Genomic DNA, 24,420 nt, shown 5'->3' on the forward strand with positions numbered 1-24,420 from the left:
CGCGCCTCCTCGGCGGTGCGCCTGCCGATAGCCGCAAGGCTCGTCCTGCCGAGAATGCTCGTGCCTGTGATGCTGCGGGTGACGCGGGCGAACCGGACGTTCGTCAGCGCGGCCGGCGCTCGGCGGCGCATCCGGCAGAGGGCGCTGCGGCCCGCGCCCTACGGGCCGCCCGCCGTGCTGCGCGACGACGTCCGCGTCGGCGTCGAGCAGCGGGGTGGCTGGCCGGTCTACACGATCACGCGGCGCGAGGGAGGCGGTCACGGGACCGTCGTCTACGCCCACGGTGGCGGTTGGGTCGGCGAGATCGTCTCGCAACACTGGCATCTCGCCGCGCAGCTCGCGGCCGAGGTCGGCACGACCGTCGTCCTGCCGATCTACCCCCTCGTCCCCTTCGGCACCGCCGAGGAGGCGCGGGTCGGCATCGTCGACCTGGTCGCCTCGTCGCACGGTCCCGTCGCCCTCGCCGGGGACTCGGCCGGGGGACAGATCGCCCTCTCCGCCGCCCTGTCGGCGAGGGACCAGGGCATCGTCGTCGCCTGCACGGTGCTGATCGCCCCCGCTCTCGACCTCACGTGGCAGAACCCGTGCATCCCCGAGGTGCAACCGACCGACCCCTGGCTCGGGACGCCCGGCGGACGCGTGCTCGCCGAGCACTGGCGGGGGGACCTCGACCTGCGCGACCCCGTCGTCAGCCCCTTGTTCGGCGACCTCGCGGGTCTCGGACCGGTGACGGTCTTCACGGGGACGCGCGACGTCCTGAACCCCGACGCGCACCTCCTCCGCGATCGTGCGGCCGAGGCCGGCGTCGAGCTCGACTGGCACGAAGGCGAGGGTGACGTGCACGCCTATCCGTTGCTTCCCACGCGATCCGGTCGCGCCGCCCGGGCGCAGATCGTCCTCACGCTCCGCCGCGCGCTGGGGACCTGAGCCGGGCGGTCTCGCGCCGGCCGGGACTCAGCGGCGAACGGCGCCGCGGCGACCCGAGACGGCGACCCAGACCACCAGGACGACGATCGCGCCGATGATCGAGCCGATGATCCCTGCGGGCTGGAAGAATCCGTCCGTCGGGTCGTGCTGGAACAGCAGGAAGCCGAGGAACCCGCCGACGAACGAGCCGATGACGCCCAGCAGGATGGTCATGGCGATCGACAGGCTCTGGCGGCCCGGGACGACCGCACGGGCGATGAACCCTGCGATGAGGCCGACGACGAGCAAGCTGATGATGAGACCGATCATGGTGTTCTCCTTCCGGGAGAGGTGCGCGACGGGCACCGTCGGTGCCGTGGCGTCGCAGGACTCAGCAGACCACCCCTTGAGGTGTGGCGGCACACCCCTCGGGGTGGGAAGGTGTCGTCATGCCCCTCGCCCCGCCCCGGTCGATCACCGTCGCACTCGTCGACGACTACGACGTGGTCCTCGCCGGTCTCGCTCACATGTTCGACCGGTACCGCGACCGGGTGGTCGTCGCCGAGATCGACGCCACGACGTCGCTGTCCGACCGGGTCGACCTGGTCCTCTACGACTCGTTCGCGCAGCCCGAGTCCGACCATCACGAGCTCGCGGAGCTGGTCGCCAACCCGGCGGCCGGCAAGGTGGTCGTCTACACCTGGAACTTCCACCCCGAGCTCGTCGAGGCGGCTCTCGCGCAGGGGGTGCACGGGTACCTGTCGAAGACGCTCGCCGCCCGTGAACTCGTCGAGGCACTCGAGGCGGTCCATCGCGGCGAGCAGGTCGTCAGCGACGCGCGGGGGCGAGCACCGAGCGCGCCGGGCCTCGACTGGCCCGGCCGCAGGGAGGGCATCACCGACCGTGAGTCCGAGATCCTGGCCCTCATCACCCAGGGCAAGAGCAACGCCGAGGTCGCGGCGCTGACCTACCTCAGCCCGAACACGGTCAAGTCCTACATCCGATCGGTCTATCGGCGGATCGGTGCCACGAGCAGGACCCAGGCCGTCCTGTGGGGGGTGCAGAACGGTTTCCGTCCGGACCACCACCGCATCGACCACTGGCTCGGAGGTCCGTAGGAGGTGCGCTGCGGCTCCGCCGTGACCTGCTCCTGATCCAAGGGGGCAGGCTCGGCGGTCCGGCCCGCGCGAGTCGCAGCTGGGGCGGTGACCGGTCAGCGGCCGGCGACGATCTCGTCGGCGTTGTCCGTGATCCAGTCCATCAGTGGCACGAGGCGCGTGGCGAGGTCGGTGCCACGCTCGGTCAGGGAGTAGTCGACCCTCGGCGGGATCGTCGGCTGGGCGGCTCGATGGACGATGCCATCGGCTTCGAGGGTCTTCAGCGTCGAGGCGAGCATCTTCTCGCTGACGCCCTCGATCTCCCGCCTCAGTTCGCCCCACCGCAGCGGGCCGCGTTCGAGCGCCAGCAGGATCAGCACACCCCACCGACTCGTCACGTGCGTCAAGACCACACGGCTCGGACAGTCCGCCGGGAAGCGACCGGAGGGGGCAGGGCGGGCAGGGCTCACGATTCCGACGTCCACGTCAGTAGCTTACGAAAAGGTGCGTACCCGCGTCGGGGAAGTCACCGGGGGTCGTCGTCGTTGTCACCGGCACGCAACCGAAAGGAACACCATGTCCACGATCGTCACCGCCGCCTCCGGCCAGCTCGGCCGCCTCGTCGTCGAAGCCCTCCTTGCTCGCGGAGCAGCCCCCGAGAGCGTCGTCGCCACGTCGCGCGACGTCTCGAAGCTGGCCGACCTCGCCGGGCGAGGCGTCCGCACCGCCGAGCTCGACTACACGCGGCCCGACACGATCTCAGCCGTCATCGCGGCAGGCGACGTGGTCGTCCTCATCTCGAGCGACGCCGTGGGTCAGCGCGTCCCTCAGCACACCGCCGTGATCGACGCGGCGAAGGCCGCCGGCGCCGCGCGCGTCGTCTACACGAGCGTCCTCGCGGCCTCGACCTCGCCCCTGATCCTCGCCCCCGAGCACAAGGCGACCGAAGAGTACCTTGCTGCCTCCGGGGTGCCCGCCACGCTGCTGCGCAACGGCTGGTACACCGAGAACTACGTGGGCGAGATCGCCACCGCCCGCGATTCCGGCGTCATCGCCGCGAGCGTGGGCGAGGGCCGCATCGCCAGCGCCAGCCGCCGCGACTACGCCGAGGCCGCCGCCGTCGCAGCCCTGGACGAGTCGACCGTGGGTCGCACCTTCGAGCTGTCCGGCGACCACGCCTGGGACTTCGTCGAGTTCGCCGAGGTGCTCTCGGACGTCACGGGTCGGCCCGTGCGCTACGAGTCGCTCACGCCCGAGCAGCACGCCGAGCGCCTCCGCGGCTTCGGCCTGGACGACGGCACCGTCGGTTTCGTCGTCGCCCTCGACGGGGACATCCGCGACGGGCTGCTCGCCGGGACGAGTGGCGACCTCTCGACCCTGATCGGTCGTCCGACGACGCCACTGGCCGAGGGGCTCGCGGCGGCGTCGGCCTAGTCGCGCGGGACGCGGGCACGACGAGGAGGCGCGGTGCCGGGTCGACCGACACCGCGCCTCCTCGTCGAGTCGGTCCGGCCCGGTGTCTAGGCTCGGGTCATGGCCACCCTCGTCCTCGTCCGCCACGGACGCACCACAGCCAACGCGAGCGGCGTGCTCGCCGGCCGGACGCCCGGCGTCCGGCTCGACGACGTGGGACGCGAGCAAGCACGGCGGACGGCCGAGCGGCTCGCGGCCGTGCCGCTGGTCGGCGTGGTGTCGAGTCCCCTCGAACGGTGCCGGCAGACGGCGCGTGCGATCCTCGACCGCCAGTCCGGTGCACCGGTGACTCCGATCGACCGCGGCATCACCGAATGCGACTACGGCGACTGGCAGGGGCGCCCGTTGAAGGAACTCGCCGGCGAAGCCCTGTGGTCGGTCGTCCAGAACCAGCCGTCGGCGGCGGTCTTCCCCGGCGGCGAGTCGCTCCTGTCGATGCAGGCCCGGGCGGTCACCGCCGTCCGACGACACGATGCGGCGTTCGAGGCGCAGCACGGTCCGGGGGCCGTGTGGGTCGCGGTCAGCCACGGCGACATCATCAAGGCGATCCTGGCCGACGCCTACGGCATGCACCTCGATCTCTTCCAACGCATCACCGTCGGCCCGGCCTCCGTGTCGATCGTGCGCTACGGGCCGAACCGACCCGACGTCGTCATGACGAACACGGAGTCGGGCGACCTCTCGTGGCTGCGTCAGGCGGCCCCTGCCGCCGACGCGGTCGTCGGGGGAGGCGCGGGTCCGGCAGGGCGTGCGGACGTCGCCGACGCCGACCGGGCGCCCTCGACCTGAGCGTCGGGGACGGGCCGCTCGTAGACTCGCGTCATGCCCTCCATCGTCCACACCTTCGACTGGCCGGACCGCGTCGTCGTCGGAACCGTCGGTCGTCCCGGCTCCCGCGAGTTCTACCTCCAGGCCCGTGACGGCGCCCGGGTCACGAGCGTGGGCCTCGAAAAGATGCAGTCGGCCGCCCTCGCCGAGAAGATCGACGAGATCCTCGATCAGGTGATGGCCGCCGACGGCAATCCGGTGAGCGTGCCCGCCGGCACGCCGGTCGAGCTCGTCGACAACGAGCCCCTCGACCAACCCGTCCAGCCCGAGTTCCGCGCCGGTGCGCTGAGCCTCGGGTGGGACCCCTCCACCGCCCAGGTCGTGATCGAGGCCTTCCCTCTGGTCGAGGACGAGGACGAGGTCGAGGACGACGGGTCCGAGGTCGAGCCCGACGAGGTCCTCGTCGTCCGCATCCCGGTCGGCACGGCGCGGGCCTTCGCGGCCCGCACCCTCGAGATCGTCGGGGCGGGTCGGCCGCTCTGCCCCTTCTGCGGGCAACCGATCGATCCCGAGGGCCACGTCTGCGTCCTGTCCGGCGATCTCTGATGTCGTCGGCGTCGGCCGACGACGCGCCGGTCGGCGAGTCCGGCGGCGTCTCCGGCCTCGTTCCGTCGAACGACGTCGAACTCGAGCTCACGGGCCGCATCCGCACGGCGTCGAACGCCTCCTTCCTGGCTCGCCTGGGCGACGTGTCCGTCATCTACAAGCCCGTGGCCGGCGAGCGCCCGCTCTGGGACTTCCCGGACGGCAGGCTCGCCGACCGCGAGGTGGCGGCGTACCTCGTCTCGGAGGCTCTCGGGTGGGGCATCGTGCCACGCACGTGGCTGCGTGACGGCCCACTGGGCGAGGGGATGGTGCAGTTCTGGCACGAGGTCGATCCCGAGCAGGACGCGGTCGACCTCGTCCCGGTCGCGGAGTTCCCCGACGTCGGGTGGCGTCTCGTGCTCGAGGGAGACGGCGACGACGGACCGGTCGCCCTGATCCACGAGGACACCGAGGCTCTCCGACGCATGGCCGTCTTCGACGTCGTGGTCAACAACGCCGATCGCAAGGGCGCTCACGTGCTCGCGTTGCCCGACGGGCGACGGCACGGCGTCGACCACGGACTCACGTTCCACGCCGAGCACAAGCTGCGGACGGTGCTGTGGGGCTGGATCGGCGAGCCGTTGACCACGGACGAGCTCGCCGGGGTCGGCCGTCTGCGGTCCGCGCTCTCGGGCCCGCTGGCCTCGGCGCTGGCCCCCCTCCTGACACCCGGCGAGCTCGAGGCGTTCGACGCCCGTTGCGCCGGTCTGCTCGCCTCGGCCGTCTTCCCCGAGCCGCAGGGGCCTATGCCGGCGGTTCCGTGGCCCGTGTTCTGACGTACGATCCGACGACGGCCGCTCCGAGGTCGTCGAGGTCGGGCGCGGTCACCGTGCCGTCGACGCGACGAGCCATTCCGTCGACGAAGCGGGCGAGTCCCGGATCGTCGCCGAGACGGAAGAAGGTGGTGTGCGCGCCGAGGCGGTGGGCGACGTCCAGCTGCTCGACGGCCCGCAGGATCGTCACGGGGTGCGGCGGATAGTCGAAGAAGACCTCGCCGCCGGGCTCGAGGTGCGAGGTCGGCTCGCCGTCGGTGACGATCAGCAGCACGGGTCGTGCGTTCGGGTGCTTGCGGAAATGGCGGTTCGCCAGCAGCAGGGCGTGGTGCAGGTTCGTGCCCTTGTCCCACTTCGCGTCGAGGGCCACGAGTTGCTCGATCGGCATGACCTCGGCGTACCGGCCGAAGCCGATGAGCTGCAGGTCGTCGCCGCGGAAGCGAGAGGTGATCAGGGTGTGCAGGGCGAGGGCCGTTCGCTTCATCGGCACCCAGCGGTCCTCCATCGCCATCGAGAACGACGTGTCGACGAGCAGGGCGACGCAAGCCTGCGTCCTGGCGTCCGTCTCGTGCACCTCGACGTCGCCGATCTGGATACTGACCCCGCCGTCGGTCCGACCGCCCTCGGCGGCTGTTCGTGTGACGGCGTTCGTGATCGTGCGGGTCACGTCCCAGGGCTCGGTGTCGCCGAACGTCCAGTCGCGACTGGCGCCGGAGCGGTCCCCGAGCGCTCCTGCGGACCGTAGGTCGCGCCTCCCGGTTCGTCCGGACATCGTCGCGGCGACGTCGCGCAGCAGGTTCTCGCCGAGTCGTCGCATGGCTCGGGGGGGTCAGCGCCAGGGTGCCGTCGGCCCGACGGCGGAGGGCACCGGAGTCCCGCAGGTCCTTCTCGAGCCGGCGGAGGGCCGCGGCGTCGACGGCGGCCTGCTCGCCCAGCTGGCGGCGCAGGGCCTCGAGGTCGATGTCGTCGAGGGATGATCCGCGCGACGGCAGGGCGAGTTGTTCGGCGAGCGCATCGAGGTCGGCGAGGTCCTGGAACACACCGGTGCCGTCACCGAGCCCGAGGCCCTGTTCGCCGTCCATGCCCTGGGAGCCACCCCAGTCCTGCCCCGGTCGCAACGAGCGCAGGGAGCCGTCGAGTCGTTCGAGGGACTGCATCAGGTCGGGGGAGCCGAAGGCCTGTCGGGCCAAGGCGTCGAGCTCGGCCCGTTGCTCGGCGGTCATCGAGTTGCGGAGGCGCTGGGCGGCAGCCGCCCGGGCCGCCAGGGCGTCGATCAGCTCGTCGACGTCGCCCGGCTGCTCGGGGAACGACGCACCGTGTTTCGCCATGAAGTCGTCGAACTGCTCGGGGGTGTCCTCGCCCCGAGCGTGGGCGTCGAGCAGATCGTTCAGGTCGTTCAGCATCTCGCCGACGGCCTCGCGGTCGGCGTCGGAGGCGTTCTCGAGGGTGGCCTTCATCCCCGCGAAGCGCTGGTCGAGCATCTCGCGACCGAGCAGGTCTTTGATCTGCTCGTAGGCCTGCCGGGCCTCCCCGCTCTGCCATCGGTACTCGGAGAGCTCGGCGACGGCACCCGCGGGGGACGGCGGAAGGCTGTCGAGTTGGAGGTGGGCGAGCGCGCGATCGCCGTCGTCGAGGTCGACGTCGCGGGCGAGCTGTGCCCTTTCGGCGCGGAGTGCCCGGTCGAGCAGCTCACGGACCTCCTGCAGCGTGCCGTCGAGGTGGTGGTCGCGCGTCAGGGCCCTCCGTCGTTCGGCGACCTGACGGGCGAGGTCGTCGAGGCCGGTCCGGTCACGCCCTCCCCGCCGCAGGAACTCGCGGAGTGCGGCCTCGGCGCTCGTTCCCGCCATGACGTCGCGTCCGACGGCGTCGAGGGCTTCGGAGAGATCGGCAGGAGGCGCGAGCGGGTCGGGCCCGTCGGCATACCTCTGGTAGCGCGCGGCTCGGCGCAACCTCCGATTCGCCCTAGCCACGTCGCACCTCAGAATCCGTAGGCCGCTTCACCGTCGCCGCTCTGCTTGCTCACGCGTCGAGACAGGAAGAGCCCTTCGAGGGCCAACTCGACGGCACCGGCGCGACCGCCGTCGGACGTGGCACCGAGCCGCTCGGCCAGTCGGTCGTAGAGGTCGTCCTCGCCGAGCGAGGGCAGACCGGCCAGGAAGTCCCGGGCGGTCACCTGCTCACCCGTGGTCACCATGACGCCCGACTCGAGGGCGTCGACGAGGGTGTCGAAGTCGAGCCCGCCGAAGTGGGCACGGACGGTCTCGGCGGTGGCCGTCCGCAGCAGGTGTTCGAGGACCTCCTCGGCCCGGTCCTCCTCGCCGGACTCGAACTCGATCTTGCCGCCGAGCACGTCGACGGCCGTCTCGAGGTCGATGGGGCGTGCGACGGCCTCGTCCTCGCCCTGGCGGGTCGCACGGTGCAGCGCGGCGGCCGCGATGGTCTCGGCCCCGGCGATCGCGAACCGGGCGCTGACGCCGCTGCGCTGGTCGACGGACGGGGACTTCCGCAAGGCGCGGGTGAAACGCGCCAGGATCTCGACGAGGTGGTCGGGCACCTCGGCGACGAGGTCGGCCTCCTGACGGACGACCGCGACCTCGTCGGCGAGTTCGGTCGGGTAGTGCGTCCGGATCTCGGCGCCGAAGCGGTCCTTCAGGGGCGTGATGATCCGCCCGCGGTTGGTGTAGTCCTCGGGGTTGGCGCTGGCCACGACGAGCACGTCGAGGGGGAGCCGCAGGACGTACCCACGGATCTGGATGTCGCGTTCCTCCATCACGTTGAGCATCGCGACCTGGATGCGTTCGGCGAGGTCGGGCAATTCGTTGACGGCCACGATGCCGCGATGACCGCGGGGGATGAGCCCGAAGTGGATCGTCTCGGGGTCGCCCAGGCTGCGTCCCTCGGCCACCCGCATGGGGTCGACGTCGCCGATCAGGTCGGCGACGCTCGTGTCGGGCGTCGCGAGCTTCTCGACGTAGCGCTCGTCGCGCCCCCGCCAGATCACCGGCAGGTCGTCGCCGAGGTCGGCGGCGCGACGACGGCTCTCGCTCGTGATCGGCTCGAACGGGTGCTCGCCGAGTTCGGACCCCTCGATGACCGGGGACCACTCGTCGAGCAGACCCGCGAGCGTCCGCAGCAGCCGGGTCTTGCCTTGCCCGCGTTCACCCAGCAGGACGATGTCGTGGCCGGCGATCAAGGCGCGTTCGAGTTGGGGGATGACCGTCGACTCGAAGCCGTGGAGCCCCGGCCAGGGGTCGCGGCCCTCGCGGAGGGCATCGAGCAGGTTGTCTCGGATCTCGGTGCGGAGGGGCTTCGGGACGTGGCCCGAGCGCCTGAGTTCGCCGACGGTTCTCGCGGAGGGAGGCATCACCCCGGTGACGCTACGCCCCGGATGCGGACCTGGCGAGGGGCGCCTCCTGCGAGCTTGCCGAGACGTCACGATTCGACGACATCCGTCGCGTGACGGTGGTCGCCCCGCCTCGGAGTGGATTGACTGGGGCGCATGCCTGCCGACGAAGACGTCCTCCGGACACCCGACCTCACGACCCCCGTCTCGACCAAGAGGTGGCGGATCGTCGGCCCGGGGCTGGTGGTCGCGGCCACCGGCATCGGGGCCGGCGACCTGGTCGCCACCCTCGTCGCGGGCTCCCGGTTCGGGTACGCCCTGGCCTGGACGGTGGTCGTCGGGGTCGTCATCAAGATCGCGCTCGTCGAGGGTGCCGGGCGCTGGTCGCTCGCGACCGGTCGCTCGATCTTCGAGGGCTGGCGATCGCTGGGGCGCTGGACGAGCGTGTACTTCGGCGTCTACATCGTCGTCTGGGGTTTCGTCTACGGTGCTGCCGCCATGAGCTCGTCGGCCCTGCCTCTCCAGGCGCTCTTCCCGGGCGTCGACCTCAAGGTCTTCGCCCTCGCTGCCGGGGTGCTCGGCGGTGTGATGGTCTGGTTCGGCAAGTACTCGTTCTTCGAGAAGGTCATCGCCTTCTTCGTGGGTGTCATGTTCGTCACCGTCGTCGGTTCGGCGATCGTCACGCTGCCCAACCTCGGCGAGCTCGCGGCCGGTCTCGTGCCGACGATCCCCGAGAACGGACTCGTCGTCGCCTTGAGCGTGACCGGCGGAGTCGGCGGCACCATCACCCTGGCCGCCTACGGCTACTGGTTGCGCGAGAAGGGCTGGCACAGCCCGGGCTGGATGAAGGTCATGCGGCTCGACAACGGCGTGGCCTACGTCGTCAGCGGCGTGTTTGTCCTCTCCATGCTCGTCGTCGGTGCCGAACTGCTGTACTCGGGCGGCATCGCCCTGGCCGACGGCGAGGGCGGTCTCGTTCAGCTGGCGGCCGTCCTCGGCGAGCGGTACGGCACGTTCATGACCTGGTTCTTCTTGATCGGCTTCTTCGCGACCTCGTTCTCGTCGATCCTCGGTGTGTGGAACGGAGTCTCGCTGATGTTCGCCGACTTCGTGGGCACCCTTCGAGGCCTCGACCCCGACGACCCGCGCCGTCGCATCGGCGGCCTCTACTACCGTGTCTTCGTCGTCTGGCTCACCGTGCCTCCGATGGCGATCCTGTTCCTCGACCGACCGATCGGGTTGATCGTGCTTTACGGGGTGCTCGGGGCACTCTTCATGCCCTTCCTCGCGATCACCCTGCTCTGGCTGCTCAACTCCTCGCGCACACCCGCCGAGTGGCGCAGCCGGTGGCTCAGCAACTCGCTCCTGGCGATCTGCGCCGTGCTCTTCGTCGTGCTCGGGTCCCAACAACTGGTGACCGAGGTCGGCAAGCTCTTCGCCTGAGCGGGGCGTGCTTCGGTCTACTGCACCGAAGCCGTGAGCCGCGCGACGTTGTCGAGCACCTGCAGGGGAGCGGGCCGCGTCAGCCAGCCCGCGAGGGTGATCTCATGGGACTTCGCTCGGTAGTCCTCTTCGATCTCGCGGACCTGGTCGACGAACCCCGCCCCACGCACCATCAGGGACACCTCGAAGTTCAGGCTGAACGATCGCATGTCCATGTTGCTCGACCCGATCACCGCGACGTCGTTGTCCACGGTGAAGTGCTTCGAGTGCAGGACGATCGGCTTCTCGTAGAGGAAGATGCGCACGCCGGCCCGGAGCAGCGTCTCGTAGTAGGACCGTTGGGCGTGGTAGACCAGGAACTGGTCGGCGACCTCGCAGGCGAACAGCTGGACGTCGACCCCGCGCTCGGCCGCCGTGGTGATGGCGTAGAGCATCGACTCGTCCGGGACGAAGTAGGGGCTGGCGATGATCAGCCGCTCTTGCGCGCCGTAGACGAGGGCATTGAAGAGCCGCAGGTTGTTCTCGCCGTCGAAGCCGGGCCCGCTCGGCACGACCTGGCACTCGTAGGCGTCGTCGCCGGTGCGGCGTTCGACGCGCGGCTCGGCCTCGGCATCGGTGGGCAGTTCGTCGGTCTCGCTGTACCAGTCGGTGATGAACAGGGCGTTGAGGCCGACCGCGGCGGGCCCGTCGAGGCGCACCATGAGGTCCTTCCACTGCAGGCCCCGGCGGATGTTGCCGCGCTTGTTGTAGCTGGGGTCGGTCATGTTCTGCGAGCCGGTGAAGGCCACGTCGCCGTCGACGACCACGATCTTGCGGTGGTTGCGGAGGTCCGGTCTGCGCCACATGCCCTTCGTGGGGTGGAACGGCAGCATCTCCTCGAAACGGATGCCCGCGTCGCGCAACCAGGTGCGCGTGACCCGACCCTGGGGGTTGCGGATCGTCGCCCAGTGGTCGTACAACACGCGCACCTTCACCCCGCGGTCGTGGGCACGCTTCAACGCGTCGAAGAACAGGAAGGTCGACTCGTCGCGCGTGAAGATGTAGAACTCGACGTGCACGTAGCGCTCGGCCGCGTCGACCGCCTCGGTCATGGCCGCGATCGATCCGGCGTAGTCCGGCAGCAGCCGCGTCGTGTTGCCAGGTATCAAGGGCATGGCGCCGAGCGTGCGGTTCAGCTGCACGACCGTCCCGAACCACGGCGGCTGGGTGTCGGTCGGCACGCGGTTGTCGAGGCCCTGGGTGTTCTCGAGGATGAGCGAGTTGATCTCGCGCTGTTTGTCCCGTCGGTCCTTCGGCAGCTTCGTGCTGCCGAGCAGGCCGTAGAGCACACTGCCCGGGATCGGGGCGACGAAGATCGCCATCAGCCACGCCATGGCCGAGCTCGGGCGCCGGTTGCGCGGCACGACCGCCACCGACACGATCCTGATGAGGATGTCGACCACCAGGATCACGGTGGGGAAGGCCTTGAGGAGCTTGCGCCAGGTCATCCGCCGATCATCGCAGGTCGACGGCGACCGAGGCCGCCCCGTTCGCGCATCGCGCCTCCTATGCTCGGAGGATGTCGTCCGGTCACCCGCGTCCGTCCCCCGCCGACGTCGACCTGGTCGTCGTCGGTGGGGGCGCCATGGGCCTCGCGACCGCGTGGCAGGCCGCGGCGCGTGGGCACGAGGTCGTACTGGTCGAACGGTACGAGCAGGGGCACCACCGCGGTGCGTCGCACGGAGCCACCCGCAACCTGAACATCGCGTACGACGACGCCGACTACGTCGCCCTCGCGCAGGAGGCACGGGTGCGGTGGGACGCGCTGGCGGACGAGACCGGCACCCCCTTGCTCGATCTCGTGGGGGTCGTGAACCACGGTCGCCCGTCGATGCTCCGGCGCATGAGGGCGTTGCACGTCGAGGCGGGCGTCCCCAGCGAAATCCTCGACGCCGCCGAGGCGGGAGAGCGGTGGCGGGGCATCCGCTTCGCCACCGAGGTGCTGCACGTGCCCGGAAGCGGTCGCATCCGTGCCGCGGACGCCCTGACGGCACTCGCCCGGGCGGCGACGGCCCATGGGGCTCGACTGCTCTGGTCGACGCCCGTCACGGGGCTGCACGTCGAGGGGCCCGAGCGCGTCCGCGTCGTGACGACTGACGCCGAGTACACCGCCCGGCGCGTGGTGGTGACGGCGGGTGCCTGGACCGAGGACGTCGTCGGTGGGCTCGTCCGTCTCCCTCGGCTCACCGTGACGCAGGAGCAACCGGCGCACTTCGCCGTGACCGACCCCGGGGCGCACTGGCCGAGCTTCAACCACCGTCCTGATCCGTCTCGGTCCGCCGAGTCGTGGTGGCCGGGCGTCGTCTACGGCATGCTCACGCCGGGTGAGGGCGTCAAGGCGGGCTGGCACGGAGCCGGCCCCGTCGTGCATCCCGACCGCCGGTCCTTCGAACCCGACCCCGGACAGCTCGAGCAGCTTCGGCGGTACGCCCGCGAGTGGCTGCCGGGCGTCGATGCCGAGACGGCGGCCCCGATCAGCTGCACGTACACGACCACCGACGACGAGGACTTCGTGCTCGACCGGGTCGGCCCCGTCGTGGTGGGGGCCGGTTTCTCCGGACACGGGTTCAAGTTCACGCCCCTCGTCGGGTCGATCCTGGTCGACCTCGTCGAGGGGGCCGAGGCCCCGGCGAGGTTCCGGCGACTGGGCCGACCGTGACCCGTCGAGCCGCGACGACGCGAGGCACGGTGGCGGGCCTGCCCTTCGTCCGCCAGGGGAGGGGCACCCCCACGATCCTGCTGCCCGGGGTCGGGCCGGGTCGCCATCACCCCTCGGCCTGGGACCGCGCCCTGCTGCGGCTCGAGACGGCGCCTCTCGCCCGCGCGGTCGAACTGTGGACGCTCGGTCGTCGCCACGGGCTGCCCGAGGGCACCACGATGAGCGACCTCTCGGACGACGTGGCCCGAGCCGCGGCCGAGATCTCAGGGGGGCCGATCGACGTGGTGGGTACCTCCACCGGGGGCAGCATCGCCCTCCAACTGGCGGTCGACCATCCCGAGCTGGTGCGGCGCCTGGTCCTCGTGTCCTCGGCCCACCGTCTCGGTGACGACGGGCGCGATGCCCAGCGGCACACGGCCGAGCGCCTCCGGGCCGGCGACGCACGAGGTGCCTCGGCCGCCCTGCTCGGTCAGACGACCACCGGGGTCCCGGCCTCGATCGCCCTGCGGGGCCTCGGGCGCCTGGTGCCTCACGTCGTCGTCGGCGAGCGGCACGACGACCTCGTCGTGACCCTGGACGCCGAGGACTCGTTCGACGTGGAGGGCCGTCTCGGTGCGGTCGCGGCGCCGACGCTCGTCGTGGCCGGCGGCGCCGACGGTTTCTACCCCCTCGAACTCGTGGTGCGCACCGTGGCCGGCCTGCCGGACGCGACGCTCGCCGTGCACCGTCGGTCGGGCCACCTCGGGTTGGGCTCGTGGGGAGTCTCGCGCGAGGTCCTCGCCCACCTCGCTCGCGCCTCCTGACGCGTCGGCCGGCCCGGTCACCGACAGGTCGGACGGGCGTCCCGGAACGAGGAATGTGCCGGTCGGACCGGCGAGTCCCCCCGGTCCGAGACCGTTCGTCACCTACCATCCGAGCATGGCCGACAACGTGCAGACCGCGAGCGTCGGGGGCATCGCACCCCCGAGCGACGACGTCACGTTCCACCGGCGCCGTGTGACGTTCGTCGCACCCTTCGACGACACCGTCCCCGAGTCCTCCGCTCGCCCGGACCAGCAGGAGCACCACCCCGTGAACCAGACCCTCGCCCCCGAGACCGCCGTCGACCGACCCGACGACCAGACCGATGCCTCGCAGCTCGAGGCCGATCCGGTCGAGTCAGCACCCGTGACGTCGTCGGTCCGCGCCCCACGCCCCGTCTCGGTCCCCTCACATCGTGCCGACGTCGTCCTGGACGACATCGTTCCCACCGACGCCTTCGAGGCCCGCCCCGCGAGCGTGGCTCGCCACTCGATCGACACCTCCGCCATCACGCTGCCCGTGCTGGCCGTGTCGGTGCCCGACGACCTGCCGCAGCCTCCCGAGCGGCTCACGCTCGACGACGAGGTCCTCGCCCGACTGGTCGAGAAGCGCCTCGAGGACACCGCGACGATCGACCTGATGGCCGTGGTCCAGGCCCAGCTCGCCCTGCGCGCGGTCGAAGCGGCGCGCTTCGCCTCGTGGGAGGACCAGATCACCCGCGTCGGCACCGACGAGGCGGCCCGCGCACTCGAGGCCACGCGCCTCCGGTTCACCGGCGTCCTGCCGGTCGTGACGCCCGGAGCCGTGCGCGAACCCCGACCCGTCGTCGAGGCGGGGCAGGCGCCCGTCGCATCAGCCACCGCCCTCGACGTCGCACGCACGCCGGTCGCCGCCTCGACCCCTCCTGCGGTCGTCGGCACGTCGACGGGTCCCGAGATGCCCGTCGCCCACCCGGCCGGGTCGGGTGGCATGTCCGACGCGCTGGCGGCGACGGATCCCCAGGCCGCCGCCGACCAGGAGGCGCTGGTCGGGCCGGCCGTGTCGTCTCCCGACCCGCAGGCCGTCGCCTCCGCCCCCGTCCCGCCCCTGCCGGGTCGTCCCCTCGCCCTCGTCGGCGTCGTCACGGCAGCGCTGGTGGTCGTCGCGGCCCTCGTACTGGCCTTCGTCCCGGCCCTCGCCGTCGCCTCGGCCGTCCTCGCCACCGTCGCCGTCCCGATCGCGACCGGACTCGTCGGTCTCGCCGCCCTGTCCTCGGTCTCGATCCGTCCCGACGACGCCTCGCGCGTCGCTCGGCGTGGACCGATCGGAGTCGTCGTCGGCGTCGTGGCCGGCACCGTCGTGGGCTTCGGACTGCTCCTCAGCGACCTGGGCGCGTTCGCCTGGCAGGGGTTCCTGGTCCGCGCCGTCGGCATCACCGGCCTGTCGACGTCGGTCTCGGTGGTCGTCGCGCTGCTCGGTGCCGCCGTCGTGGCGTTCATCGTCGCGGTCATGATCACGGGGTTCCGCTCGACGGCTCGCGACTAGGCTGTCGAGGTGTCCACACTCGCCTCGGTCAACTCCGTCATCGAACGTCTCTGGCCGCTCTCGGGCGCCTCGTCGTGGGACTCTCCCGGCCTGGTCGTGGGCGATCCCGACCTGCCCGTGACCCACGTGCACCTGGCCGTGGACGCGGTGCTCGACACCGTCGACGAGGCCGTCGGCATGGGCGCCGATCTGTTGCTCGTCCACCACCCGCTGCTGTTCCACGGCGTCTCGACGGTCGCGGAAGACACCACCAAAGGCGCCGTCATCGCGCGACTCGTCCGGGCCGGGTGCGGCCTCGTCGCCGCCCACACCAACGCCGACGTCGTCGAGACGGGCACGTCCCGTGTGCTCGCCCACCAACTCGGCCTCCTCGACCAGCGTCCGATCACCCCGGGCACCACCCAGGGCACGGGCCTCGGTGTCGTCGGCCGCCTGCCGCACGCCATGACCCTCGTCGCTCTCGCCCGCCAACTGGGCGACGTGCTGCCCCCGACCGCGTCGGGCGTCCGCGTGGCCGGTGGCGCGGACCGCGTCGTCGAGACGGTCGCGCTCTGTGCCGGTGCCGGCGATTCGCTGCTGACCGATCCGGCCGTGCTCGCGGCCGATGTCTACGTCACGAGCGACCTGCGTCACCATCCCGCGTCCGACGCCCGCGAGCTCATGCGCCTCGGCCACGGCCCCGCCCTCGTCGACGTGTCGCACTGGGCCGCCGAATGGCTCTGGCTCGACACGGCGGCCGCGCAGCTGCGCCGTGAACTGGACGACGTCGAGGTCACGCTGAGCGACCTGCGCACCGACCCCTGGGACTTCGCCGTCGTGCAGTGAGTCGCCCGTGCCGTCCACCGCGACGACGCCGGGTCGCGACGCCTCAGACCTCACGACCCGCGCCTCCTCGTCGCTCCGTTCCCGCCTCCCACCGACCCCGAGAAGAGCCCCCATGCCCCTCATGAAAGCCAGCTACGAGCACCAGGCCCTGCTGCTCGACCTGCAACAGCTCGACACCGCGCTGCGGCAGATCGCGCACAAGGGCGCCAACCTGCCCGAGATCGCCGTGCTGGCCTCGCTCGAGGGGGACGGCTCGCGTCTGCGTAGCCGTCTCGCGACCGAGCAGGGCGCCTGGGAGGACGCGCAGAGCGAGAGCAAGCGCATCGAGTCCGACGTGGCCGTCGTCGAGGCGCGCGTCGCCCGGGACGAGCAGCGGATCGCGTCGTCCTCCTCCACCAAGGACGTCGCCGCTCTCGAGGGCGAGCTCGCCGCCCTCGCCAAGCGCCGCTCCGACCTCGAGGACCTCGAACTCGAGGTGATGGAGCGTGTCGAGAGCCTGGGCGCGGTCGCCGCCGTCACGCAGGGCGAGCTCGACCAGCTCGAGACCCGACGCGTCGACGCCGAGACCGGACGAGACGCGAAGCTGGCCGAACTCGAGGCCGACCGGGCCGAGGTCGTCGCGAACCGCGAGACCATCGCGGCCACGGTGCCCGCCGACCTGCTCGCCCTCTACGAACGACAGCGTGACCGCTACGGCGTCGGTGCGTCACTCCTGCGCGGTGGCGTGTCGAGTGCCAGCGGCGTGGCCCTGACCGGCAGCGACCTGGCCGCCGTGCGGGCCGCCGCCGAGGACGACGTCGTCCTCTGCCCCGACAGCAACGCGGTGCTCGTCCGCACCTACGAGTCCGGCATCTGACCCCGGGCGGAGCCTCGGTCGTCCCGCGGCACCAGCGACCTGCGCACCACCGACGTGCCCGGCACCGCTAGGCTCGGGGACGCGAATGGGTCGACAAGACGGTCGCGTCGGCGGGTGCGAACCCGCCGCCGAGGAACGTCCGGGCTCCACAGAGCAGGGCGGTGGGTAACACCCACCCGGGGCAACCCGCGAGAAAGTGCAACAGAGAGCAGACCGCCACGGGTCGCACCTCCGGGTGCGGCACGGGGTAAGGGTGAAACGGCGGTGTAAGAGACCACCAGCGGCTCGGGTGACCGGCCGGCTATGTAAACCTCGCCCGGAGCAAGGTCAAAGAGGGGACGACGAGGCTGCTCGCCGAGTCCCCGGGTAGACCGCTGGAGAGCTGCGGCAACGTAGTTCCGAGAGAGATGGCCGTCCATGGTGCTTCGGCACCGGGACAGAACCCGGCGTATCAGTCGGCCCATTCGCCTCACACGAGAGAGACCCTGGACCAGGAGGCGCGCCTCCTGGTCCAGGGTCTCTCTCGCGTCGGTCGTCCTCGCCCTAGAACGCCGGGTTCGAGTCGGCCGCCAGGGCGGCGGCGCCCATGATGCCGGCGTTGTTGCGGAGCTTCGCCGGCACGATCTCGGCCCGCAGGTCGAGCAACGGCAAGAACTCGTCGTGGTGCTTGGAGACGCCGCCGCCGACGATGATCAGGCGAGGGTAGAGCAGCGCCTCGAGGTGCGAGTAGTACTTCTGCAGCCGCTTGGCCCAGTGCTTCCAGCTGAGGTCGTCGCGTTCTTTGGCGGCGAAGGACGCCTTGGTCTCGTAGTCCTTGCCACCGATCTCGAGGTGCCCGAGCTCGGCGTTGACGATCAGCACACCGTCGTTGATCAGGGCGGTGCCGATGCCCGTGCCGAGCGTCGTCATGACGACGAGACCCTTGACGTCCTTCGCGGCCCCGAATCGGGTCTCGGCGTAGCCGGCGGCGTCGGCGTCGTTGACGAAGTGGATGTCACGGCCGAGGGTCGTCTCGAAGAGCTGTTCTGCTTCGAAACCGATCCACTTCTTCGACACGTTGGCTGCCGAGAGGGTCTTGCCGTCCATGATGGCGGCCGGGAAGCAGACGCCGACCGGAATCGAGGCGTCGTCGAGGCCGAGCTCGTCCACGATCTGCTTGACGACCGCGACGATGGCGTCGGGCTCTCCGCCCTCTGGCGTGCTCTTCTTGATGCGGTCCGAGAGCAGTTCGCCGCTCTCGAGGTCGACGATCGCCCCCTTGATGCCGGTGCCGCCGATGTCGATTCCCACTGCGGTGCGTGCCATTTGGGGTCCTTTCTCAGGAGAGCGTGAGGATGTCGGCACCACGTTCGGTGACGACCAGGGTGTGCTCGAACTGCGCCGTGAGGCTCTTGTCGCGGGTGCTGACGGTCCAGTCGTCGTCCCAGACGTCGGCGTCGATGCCGCCGAGGGTGAGCATGGGCTCGATGGTGAACACCATGCCGACCTCGATGACGTCGTCGTACTGCGGGGCGTCGTAGTGGGGGATGATGAGGCCCGAGTGGAAGGCACGCCCGACGCCGTGACCCGTGTAGTCGCGCACGACGCCGAGACCGAAGCGCTTGGCGTACGACTCGATGGCACGGCCGATCACGTTGACCTGACGCCCCGGGGCGACGGCCTTGATGCCCCGTCGTAGGGCCTCACGGGTGCGGTCGACGAGTTCGACGGTCCCGGGAGCACCCTCGCCGACCACGAAGGTGCGGTTGAGGTCGCCATGGACCCCGTCCTTGTAGGCGGTGATGTCGATGTTGATCAGGTCGCCGTCGAGCAGGACGGTGTCGTCGGGGATGCCGTGGCAGATGACCTCGTTGACCGAGGTGCAGACCGACTTGGGGTAGCCCCGATACCCCAGGGTCGAGGGGTAGGCCCCGTGGGCGACGACGAACTCGTGGGCCACCCGGTCGAGCTCGTCGGTCGTGATGCCGGGCCGCAAGGCGGCCTCGACGGCATCGATGGCCTGAGAGGCGATGCGGCCGCTCTCGCGGATCAGCTCGACGGTCTCGGCGTCGTGGACGTCGCCGCCGGTGTAGTCGGCGGGGGCGGCTTTGCCGACGTACTCGGGTCGGGCGATCGACGGGGGGACCGGACGCTGCGACGAGATCCGGCCCGGGGTCAAGAATCCGTGAGAGTCCCGGGGCATGTGCACCAGCTTAGGGGGCCGTGCGTCCGCAGGCTGCCGTCGGCCCCGTCCAGGGCAGGGGCCCCCATCGGGGGGATTCCTCGACGTGGGGTACGTCTGGCAGTCTCCCCCGGGGGACAACGAGGACGAGGGACGACGTGGGACGCAACAGGATCAGGAGGGCCGTGGTCGCCGTGGCGGCCACGCTGGCGCTCGTCGGTGGAACGGTGGCGGTGACGTCGTCCGCCGAAGCGGCGACCGGCGCGATGATCGTCCCGGCGACGGGACGCATCACGGGCACCGTGGGAAGTCACTGCGGCGCGAACGACACGCATTCGGGGACCGACATCGCCCGGTTGGCGGGCGGGCAGGTGGTGGCCGCGGCCGCCGGCACGGTGGTCTCGGTGACCCAGTCGACAGCCACGACGGGCTACGGCACACAGGTGGTCCTCCAGCACGCCGCCGGGTACACGACCCGGTACGCCCACCTCGTCGTGAACTCGACCACCGTGACTCCGGGGCAGGGCGTGAGCCAGGGGCAGGCCCTCGGTTCGATGGGGTCGACCGGGGCGTCGTCCGGGGTCCACCTGCACTTCGAGGTCCGCGTGGGCGGAGCCGTCCAGGACGGTCTCAACTCCTACTTCACCTGCGGCCGGAACGTCACGGTCGGCACTCCCATCGGCTGGAACTTCCCGGGCCTGGGCGACGGTCTCGCCGACCGTGACGGAGACAAGATCCCGAACGCGGCGGACTCGTGCCCCGACACGGCGGGCTTCGGGCTCTACGCCGGCTGCGGTCTGCCGAGGACGGCCAACTCGACGGACTTCGACGGCAACGGTCGTGCCGACGTCTTCTACGGCAACCCGAACGGACAATGGTGGGCCTCGGACGGTGGCACGTCCAACTGGCGGTCACTCGCGTCGGGCAACGTCGAGACGAGCCTCTTCCAGTTCGCCGACTTCGACGGCGACCGCCGCAGCGACGTCTTCTGGCCGTCGGCCGACGGTTCGTGGCGCATCTCCTCCGGCGGCGTCTCGTCCTGGGTCCGGATCAACGGTGCCCGCGAGGCACCGGGTCACGAACTGCAGCTGGGCGACTTCGACGGGGACGGGCGCGCCGACGTGTTCTGGGCCAACTCCGCCAAGCAGACGTGGCAGGTGTCGTACGGAGGGACCTCTCCCTGGGTGACCACCGCCTCCGACGTGCCCAACACCGACATCCGCATCGCCGATCTCGACGGCGACGGCCGCGACGACGTCTTCTGGGCGCATCCGACGGGGGCCTGGTGGACGGCCTCGTCGGCCAAGACACCGTGGCGCACCATGGCGTCCGCCGGCGTCCCGATGGCCGAGATGGACCTGGCCGACCTCGACGGTGACCGGCGTGCCGACGTCTTCTGGGCGAACCGCGCCGACGGTCGGTGGTATGTGTCCAGCGGTGGAGTGGCCTCGTGGCTGAGCCGGGTCTCCGCGGGTGTCCCACCCGAGCGACTCCAGCTGGGTGATCTCGACGGGGACGGGCGTGCGGACGTCCACTACGCGGACCTCAAGGCCGGTGTCTGGCGGTCGTCGTCGGGTGCCGTCTCGTCCTGGCAGCAACTCGCGTTCGCGAGCGTCGACCCGCGCCTCCTCGTCGTGCGCTGAGCCGTTCCGGTCGGTGGTCGCCGCCCTGCCCGGGCGTTCCGGGCGGCTGCTGCTCCGGTCGCCGCGCAGTAGCCTGCATCCATGACGACAGAGTTCTGGTTCAACACGAAGACGCACGAGGTAGAAGAGGGCAAGGTCTCGCCTGCCGTGGACCGCGCGGGGCCTTACGCCACGCGCGACGAAGCGGCGAAGGCGATCGAGACGATCAAGGCCCGAAACGCCGCTCTCGACGCCGAAGAGGCCGCCGACGCCTGATCGGCTCCGGCATCCCGTCGACGGGTCGCCCGGGCCTCAGACCGTCGTCGGCCGGTACGTGATCGGCAGACGACGGTCGCGGCCGAAGGCCATGCCCGAGATCTTCGGGCCGATCGCCCCTTGTCGGCGTTTCCACTCCGACCGGTCCACCAGTTTCGTGATCTCGGCCACCGTGTCGGCGTCGTAGCCGAGCGCCACGACGTCGGCCGCCCCGAGCGCGTTCGTCACGTAGCCCTCGAGGATGCCGTCGAGCACCTCGTAGGGTGGCAGGGAGTCCTCGTCCTTCTGGTCCGGGCGCAGCTCGGCCGAGGGAGGCTTGGTGATCGAGTTCTCGGGGATCGGCGCCGTCTCGCCCCTCGACTCGGCGTGCGCGTTCCGCCACCGGGCGAGTTCCCAGACCATCGTCTTGGGGACGTCCTTGATCGGCGCGAAGCCACCGACGGAATCGCCGTAGATCGTCGAGTAGCCCACGGCCAACTCGGTCTTGTTGCCCGTGGTGAGCACGAGATGGCCGTGCAGGTTCGACAGTCCCATCAGCACGAGGGCCCGGGCGCGGGCCTGGACGTTCTCCGCCGCGAGGCCGGTCAGATGCAACTGGCTCTCGAACGGCGCCACGAGATCGGCGATCGGCTCGGTCGAGTACCGCACGCCGATCCGCTCCGCGACGTCGTCGGCGTCGCTGCGGCTGTGCTCGCTCGACCATTGGCTCGGCATCGAGACTCCGTACACGGCGTCGGCTCCGATCGCGTCGGCGGCGATGGCCGCGCAGACGGCCGAGTCGATGCCACCCGAGAGGCCGAGGATCACGCTGCGGAAACCGTTCTTCCGCACGTAGTCGCGCGTGCCGACCACGAGGGCGTTCCACAGCTGCTGGCGGTCGTCGGGAAGCTCGGCGACGTCCCGCTCGATCGCGGACGACGAGGCACGGGGCGTCTCGACCGCGGAGCCTTCCGCACCGTCAACGGTCACCCGCGGCGGAGAGTCGAGCTCGACACGGCGGATGCCTTCGGGCAGCTCGGTGTCGGTCGCCGGTTCGGGGTCGAGATCGACGACGAGCAGGTGGTCGTCGAACTGGGGCGCCCGGGCCAGGATCGCCCCGCTGCCGTCGACGACGACGCTGTCACCGTCGAAGACCAGGTCGTCCTGACCACCGACGATGTTGACGTAGGCCACCAGGGTGTCGTTCTCCACCGCCCGTCGGGTGACGAGCGGGAGGCGCACCTCGTCCTTGTCGCGGACGAACGGGCTCGCGTTGATCACGACGAGCAGGCCCGCGTCGGCGTGCAAGACGCGCTCGACCGGCCCACCGTCCCGCCAGAGGTCCTCACAGATCACGAGGGCGACGTCGACCCCCGCGACGCGGACGACGAGCAACTCGTCGCCGGGGATGAACACGCGGTACTCGTCGAAGACCGAGTAGTTCGGCAGGTGGTACTTGGCGGTGGTCGTCACGACACGCCCGCCCTGCAGGACGCTGGCGCAGTTCTTCGCGATGGCCGTCGGGGCGTTGCTCGTGCCCAACAGCCGGGGTTCGAAGGGGCCGTCGGCGTGGCCCACCACGACGGGCAGGTCACCCAAGCCTTCGGCCACGAGGGTCTCGGCCAGCACCTCGACGGCGTGCCGACTGGCCTGCAAGAAGCTCGGTCGACTGGCGAGGTCTTCGATCGGGTACCCGGTGACGCTCATCTCGCCGGCGGCGAGGAGGTCGGCGCCGGCGGCGTGGGCCCGGCGGGCCGCCTCGACGATCTGGGCGGAGTTGCCGGCGAGGTCGCCGACGACGGGGTTGGTCTGCGCGAGCGCCAAGCGGAGTCGGGGCATGTCCACTACCGTAGTGGCGGAGCAGAAAGGCCGTGGCATGGACAAACAGAGGGACTTCGTCCTCCGTACGATCGAAGAACGCGGCATCAAGTTCATTCGCCTCTGGTTCACCGACGTGATCGGCACGCTCAAGTCCGTCGCCATCGCTCCGGCCGAGGTCGAGGGGGCCTTCGCCGAGGGCATCGGCTTCGACGGTTCGGCCATCGAGGGCTTGACCCGGTCGTACGAGGCCGACGTCCTCGCCCAGCCCGACCCGACGACGTTCCAGATCCTGCCCTGGCGGGGCGAGGTCGACCCGACCGCCCGCATGTTCTGCGACATCACGACGCCCGACGGTCAGCCCGCCGTGGCCGATCCCCGCAACGTGCTCAAGCGCACCCTCGCCCGGGCCGGTGAGCGTGGTTTCACCTTCTACACCCACCCCGAGGTCGAGTTCTACCTCCTCAAGAGCGCCCAGCTCGGTGCCGACGGCCCCCAGCCGGTCGACTCGGCCGGGTACTTCGACAACGTGCCCGGCGGCACCGCCCACGACTTCCGACGCCGTTCGGTCCGCATGCTCGAAGACCTCGGGATCTCGGTCGAGTTCAGCCACCACGAGGCGGGTCCGGGTCAGAACGAGATCGACCTCCGGTACGCCGACGCGTTGACGACGGCCGACAACATCATGACCTTCCGCACGGTCATCAAAGAGGTGGCCATCGAGCAGGGCGTCTTCGCCTCGTTCATGCCGAAGCCGTTCAGCCAGCACCCCGGTTCGGGCATGCACACGCACATGTCGCTCTTCGAGGGGGACTCCAACGCCTTCTACGAGGCGGGCGCCGAGTACCAGCTGTCGACCATCGGGCGCCAGTTCATCGCGGGGCTGCTCAAGCACGCACCCGAGATCACGGCCGTGACGAACCAGTTCGTCAACTCCTACAAACGGCTCTGGGGCGGCGACGAGGCCCCGAGCTTCGTCACCTGGGGGCACAACAACCGCTCCGCTCTCGTCCGGGTCCCGCTCTACAAGCCGAACAAGGGCAACTCGAGCCGCGTCGAGTACCGCGCCATCGACTCGGCCGCGAACCCGTACCTGGCCTTCTCGCTGATGCTCGCGGCGGGCCTCAAGGGCATCGAAGAGGGCTACGAGCTGCCGGCCGAGGCCGAGGACAACGTCTGGGGTCTGAGTGACGCCGAGCGTCGTGCCCTGGGTTACCGTCAACTGCCCGCGAGCCTGGACCACGCTCTGTCGATCATGGAGAGCAGCGAGCTCGTCGCCGAGACCCTGGGCGAACAAGTGTTCAACTACGTGTTGCTCAACAAGCGCCAGGAGTGGAAAGAGTACCGGGCACAGGTCACCCCGTTCGAGCTGCGCTCGAACCTCGAGATCCTCTAGCCTTCCGGCCTCCGCA

General features: G+C 70.7%; 22 protein-coding genes, 1 other RNA gene and 1 pseudogene. 16 read left to right on the forward strand and 8 right to left on the reverse strand.

Annotated elements, in window-relative coordinates; all coding sequences use genetic code 11:
- Positions 1–54: 54 nt before the first annotated feature.
- Complete coding sequence (locus tag HRF36_RS04510; RefSeq protein ID WP_173207924.1) at positions 55–927, forward strand: alpha/beta hydrolase fold domain-containing protein; 873 nt, start codon at positions 55–57, stop codon at positions 925–927.
- 27 nt (positions 928–954) lie between these two features.
- Here the strand turns inward: HRF36_RS04510 and HRF36_RS04515 are convergent, their stop codons facing one another.
- The gene (locus tag HRF36_RS04515; RefSeq protein ID WP_173206764.1) at positions 955–1,236 is read right to left on the reverse strand and encodes a GlsB/YeaQ/YmgE family stress response membrane protein; all 282 of its coding nucleotides are present in this window, start codon (positions 1,234–1,236) and stop codon (positions 955–957) included.
- A 119-nt stretch (positions 1,237–1,355) separates the two neighbouring features.
- On the opposite strand from HRF36_RS04515, the gene HRF36_RS04520 reads away from it, so the two are divergent.
- The gene (locus tag HRF36_RS04520) at positions 1,356–2,024 is read left to right on the forward strand and encodes a DNA-binding response regulator (protein ID WP_173206766.1); all 669 of its coding nucleotides are present in this window, start codon (positions 1,356–1,358) and stop codon (positions 2,022–2,024) included.
- Positions 2,025–2,119: 95 nt separating this feature from the next.
- Here the strand turns inward: HRF36_RS04520 and HRF36_RS04525 are convergent, their stop codons facing one another.
- Positions 2,120–2,488, reverse strand: coding sequence for a helix-turn-helix domain-containing protein (locus HRF36_RS04525; RefSeq protein ID WP_173206769.1), 369 nt, complete (start codon positions 2,486–2,488; stop codon positions 2,120–2,122).
- A gap of 91 nt (positions 2,489–2,579) precedes the next feature.
- Here HRF36_RS04525 and HRF36_RS04530 point away from each other — a divergent pair, with 91 nt between their 5' ends.
- From HRF36_RS04530 to HRF36_RS04545, 4 genes are all read left to right on the forward strand, one after another.
- A complete protein-coding gene (locus HRF36_RS04530; protein WP_173206772.1) occupies positions 2,580–3,437 on the forward strand; it encodes an SDR family oxidoreductase in 858 nt (285 codons plus the stop codon).
- Between the two features lie 99 nt (positions 3,438–3,536).
- On the forward strand, positions 3,537–4,265 hold the full coding sequence (locus HRF36_RS04535) for a histidine phosphatase family protein (RefSeq protein WP_173206775.1): 729 nt from the start codon (positions 3,537–3,539) through the stop codon (positions 4,263–4,265).
- A 33-nt stretch (positions 4,266–4,298) separates the two neighbouring features.
- Positions 4,299–4,850 carry a DUF3090 domain-containing protein gene (locus HRF36_RS04540; protein WP_173206778.1) on the forward strand — a complete coding sequence of 184 codons (552 nt, stop codon included), beginning with the start codon at positions 4,299–4,301 and terminating at the stop codon, positions 4,848–4,850.
- On the forward strand, positions 4,850–5,665 hold the full coding sequence (locus tag HRF36_RS04545; RefSeq protein ID WP_173206781.1) for an SCO1664 family protein: 816 nt from the start codon (positions 4,850–4,852) through the stop codon (positions 5,663–5,665). Before HRF36_RS04540 ends, HRF36_RS04545 begins: the two co-directional genes overlap by 1 nt.
- Here the strand turns inward: HRF36_RS04545 and HRF36_RS04550 are convergent.
- Both HRF36_RS04550 and HRF36_RS04555 read right to left on the reverse strand, forming a co-directional pair.
- Positions 5,634–7,632: pseudogene (locus HRF36_RS04550) on the reverse strand (VWA domain-containing protein). The gene HRF36_RS04545 and the pseudogene HRF36_RS04550 sit on opposite strands and share 32 nt — an antisense overlap.
- Before the next feature lie 8 nt (positions 7,633–7,640).
- Positions 7,641–9,026: a magnesium chelatase gene (locus tag HRF36_RS04555; protein WP_173206784.1), complete on the reverse strand. Its 1,386-nt coding sequence runs from the start codon at positions 9,024–9,026 to the stop codon at positions 7,641–7,643.
- Between the two features lie 135 nt (positions 9,027–9,161).
- On the opposite strand from HRF36_RS04555, the gene HRF36_RS04560 reads away from it, so the two are divergent.
- Positions 9,162–10,448 carry an Nramp family divalent metal transporter gene (locus HRF36_RS04560; protein WP_173206787.1) on the forward strand — a complete coding sequence of 429 codons (1,287 nt, stop codon included), beginning with the start codon at positions 9,162–9,164 and terminating at the stop codon, positions 10,446–10,448.
- A gap of 17 nt (positions 10,449–10,465) precedes the next feature.
- Here the strand turns inward: HRF36_RS04560 and cls are convergent, their stop codons facing one another.
- Positions 10,466–11,935, reverse strand: coding sequence for a cardiolipin synthase (gene cls, locus HRF36_RS04565; protein ID WP_173206790.1), 1,470 nt, complete (start codon positions 11,933–11,935; stop codon positions 10,466–10,468).
- Positions 11,936–12,006: 71 nt separating this feature from the next.
- On the opposite strand from cls, the gene HRF36_RS04570 reads away from it, so the two are divergent.
- From HRF36_RS04570 to rnpB, 6 genes are all read left to right on the forward strand, one after another.
- Positions 12,007–13,146 carry an FAD-dependent oxidoreductase gene (locus HRF36_RS04570; protein WP_173206793.1) on the forward strand — a complete coding sequence of 380 codons (1,140 nt, stop codon included), beginning with the start codon at positions 12,007–12,009 and terminating at the stop codon, positions 13,144–13,146.
- A complete protein-coding gene (locus tag HRF36_RS04575; RefSeq protein WP_173206796.1) occupies positions 13,143–13,949 on the forward strand; it encodes an alpha/beta fold hydrolase in 807 nt (268 codons plus the stop codon). The genes HRF36_RS04570 and HRF36_RS04575 overlap by 4 nt, the downstream gene beginning before the upstream one ends.
- A 115-nt stretch (positions 13,950–14,064) precedes the next feature.
- Positions 14,065–15,471 carry a hypothetical protein gene (locus HRF36_RS04580; RefSeq protein WP_173206799.1) on the forward strand — a complete coding sequence of 469 codons (1,407 nt, stop codon included), beginning with the start codon at positions 14,065–14,067 and terminating at the stop codon, positions 15,469–15,471.
- Between the two features lie 9 nt (positions 15,472–15,480).
- Positions 15,481–16,296, forward strand: a complete 816-nt coding sequence (locus HRF36_RS04585; protein WP_173206820.1) for a Nif3-like dinuclear metal center hexameric protein — start codon at positions 15,481–15,483, stop codon at positions 16,294–16,296.
- A 112-nt stretch (positions 16,297–16,408) separates the two neighbouring features.
- The gene (locus HRF36_RS04590) at positions 16,409–17,152 is read left to right on the forward strand and encodes a zinc ribbon domain-containing protein (protein ID WP_254280999.1); all 744 of its coding nucleotides are present in this window, start codon (positions 16,409–16,411) and stop codon (positions 17,150–17,152) included.
- A gap of 86 nt (positions 17,153–17,238) precedes the next feature.
- Positions 17,239–17,619, forward strand: an RNA gene (gene rnpB, locus HRF36_RS04595) — RNase P RNA component class A.
- A 76-nt stretch (positions 17,620–17,695) separates the two neighbouring features.
- Here rnpB and ppgK read toward each other — a convergent pair.
- The gene (ppgK, locus tag HRF36_RS04600) at positions 17,696–18,457 is read right to left on the reverse strand and encodes a polyphosphate--glucose phosphotransferase (protein ID WP_173206824.1); all 762 of its coding nucleotides are present in this window, start codon (positions 18,455–18,457) and stop codon (positions 17,696–17,698) included.
- A gap of 13 nt (positions 18,458–18,470) precedes the next feature.
- Positions 18,471–19,334: a type I methionyl aminopeptidase gene (gene map / locus HRF36_RS04605; protein WP_173206826.1), complete on the reverse strand. Its 864-nt coding sequence runs from the start codon at positions 19,332–19,334 to the stop codon at positions 18,471–18,473.
- Positions 19,335–19,471: 137 nt separating this feature from the next.
- Between map and HRF36_RS04610 the strand changes: the two genes are divergently transcribed.
- The gene (locus HRF36_RS04610) at positions 19,472–20,956 is read left to right on the forward strand and encodes a VCBS repeat domain-containing M23 family metallopeptidase (protein ID WP_173206829.1); all 1,485 of its coding nucleotides are present in this window, start codon (positions 19,472–19,474) and stop codon (positions 20,954–20,956) included.
- Positions 20,957–21,037: 81 nt separating this feature from the next.
- On the forward strand, positions 21,038–21,211 hold the full coding sequence (locus HRF36_RS04615; protein ID WP_123517922.1) for an SPOR domain-containing protein: 174 nt from the start codon (positions 21,038–21,040) through the stop codon (positions 21,209–21,211).
- Positions 21,212–21,247: 36 nt separating this feature from the next.
- On the opposite strand, the gene HRF36_RS04620 is transcribed toward HRF36_RS04615, so the two are convergent.
- Positions 21,248–23,029, reverse strand: coding sequence for an NAD+ synthase (locus HRF36_RS04620; protein ID WP_173206832.1), 1,782 nt, complete (start codon positions 23,027–23,029; stop codon positions 21,248–21,250).
- A 37-nt stretch (positions 23,030–23,066) separates the two neighbouring features.
- Here HRF36_RS04620 and HRF36_RS04625 point away from each other — a divergent pair, with 37 nt between their 5' ends.
- Entirely contained in the window at positions 23,067–24,404 is a 1,338-nt protein-coding gene (locus HRF36_RS04625) for a glutamine synthetase family protein (RefSeq protein ID WP_123517920.1), read from the forward strand.
- Positions 24,405–24,420 lie beyond the last annotated feature (16 nt).

Origin of the sequence: Frigoribacterium sp. VKM Ac-2836 (assembly GCF_013248995.1) — a bacterium.
Taxonomy (GTDB): Bacteria; Actinomycetota; Actinomycetes; order Actinomycetales; family Microbacteriaceae; genus Frigoribacterium.